The sequence below is a fragment of the Blastomonas sp. CCH1-A6 genome (genome assembly GCF_001556365.1).
Classification (GTDB): Bacteria; Pseudomonadota; Alphaproteobacteria; order Sphingomonadales; family Sphingomonadaceae; genus Blastomonas; species Blastomonas ursincola.
The window spans coordinates 1-1,332 of sequence record NZ_LSIS01000018.1 but is presented as its reverse complement, the minus strand read 5'-3'; the positions used below and the strand labels follow the sequence as shown (position 1 = coordinate 1,332).

Below are 1,332 nucleotides of genomic sequence, written 5' to 3'. Positions count from 1 at the left end.
GGTAAACCCCGTAGTCATGCTGGCGACCGGCATCACCGACAAGTCGCGCATCGCCAAGACCGTGCTCGCCGCACCCAATGCGATGGCGGTGCAGACCAAGATCCCGGGGCCGGACGATATGGCGCGGATCGTGACCGATCTCGGCCGCGCGGCGGGGCTGACCATCGATGCCGAACTGGCGCATGTCATCGCGGGCTTCACCGCCGCCGATCGCAGGCTGGCGGCGCAGGAAATCGAGAAGCTCTCGCTCTATCTCGACGCCAGCCCGGAAGAGCCGAAGCCGGTGACGCGCGAGGCCATCGCCGCGCTGCGCGCCGATGCCGAGGATGACGCGATGCAGCCGATCATCAACGCGGCGCTGTCCGGCGACCTCAAGCGCCTGCCCGAGGAACTCAAGCGCATGCGCGAGCAGGCGGTGTCCGAGGTCGGACTGGTCATCGTGATGCAGCGCCAGGTGATGCAGCTCGCCGGCCACGCCCAGCGCATGGGCCAACCCCGCGATGTCGCTGCCTGGGTGCGGCAGGAGATGCAGAGCCGCCGTTTATGGGGCGGCGGCAGCGCGAACGACTGGACGCGCCAGCTGCGCGCCTGGGGCCGTCCGCAGGCGGTAGCGCGGCTGTCCGAGCGGCTGCTGGTGCTGCAACAGGCGATGATGAAGGCGAGCCCCGGCCCTGCGCTGCTGCTCGAGCAGGAACTGCTGGAAATTGCCCGGGTTGCAGCGCGCGCATCTTGATCTTTGCCCCGTGCGGTCCATGTTACAGTCTCCCCAGGAGAGACCGATGAGCGACACGAAGATCAGCGACGCCGAATGGCGTCAGCGCCTCAGCCCCGAACAATATCACGTGCTGCGCGAAGGCGGCACCGAGCGGGCGTTTACCGGCAAGTATAACGACCACAAGGGCACCGGCATGTACCGCTGCGCCGGATGCGGTGCGCCGCTGTTCGAATCCGACACCAAGTATAATAGCGGCTCGGGCTGGCCCAGCTTCACCGCTCCGGTGGAGCAGGAAGCGGTCAGCGAGATCGTCGACACCAGCCACGGCATGGTCCGTACCGAGGTCCGCTGCGCGCGCTGCGACGGGCATCTGGGCCATGTCTTCCCGGATGGTCCGGGGCCCGAAGGCCTGCGCTATTGCATGAACAGCGCCTCGCTGGACTTCGAGCCGAAAGAGGATTGATCGTCCCGTCATTCCCGCGAACGCGGGAATCCCGCTTCTGTCCGGACGCTGGAGAAGTGAAGCGGGACCCCCGCCTTTGCGGGGGTGACGACGAAAGGCGCGATGCAAATCTTGCTCGCTAACCCCGCCGCCGCCGCAGCACGATATACAGCGC

The 1,332-nt window shown here is 67.0% G+C and carries 2 protein-coding genes; both read left to right on the top strand.

Annotated elements, in window-relative coordinates; genetic code table 11:
- Positions 1-733: DNA polymerase III subunit delta (locus tag AX735_RS25490; protein WP_202189471.1), on the top strand; the 733-nt coding region annotated here is incomplete at its 5' end.
- Positions 734-779: 46 nt separating this feature from the next.
- Positions 780-1,178, top strand: a complete 399-nt coding sequence (gene msrB / locus AX735_RS00615; protein WP_066274209.1) for a peptide-methionine (R)-S-oxide reductase MsrB — start codon at positions 780-782, stop codon at positions 1,176-1,178.
- Positions 1,179-1,332: the final 154 nt, after the last annotated feature.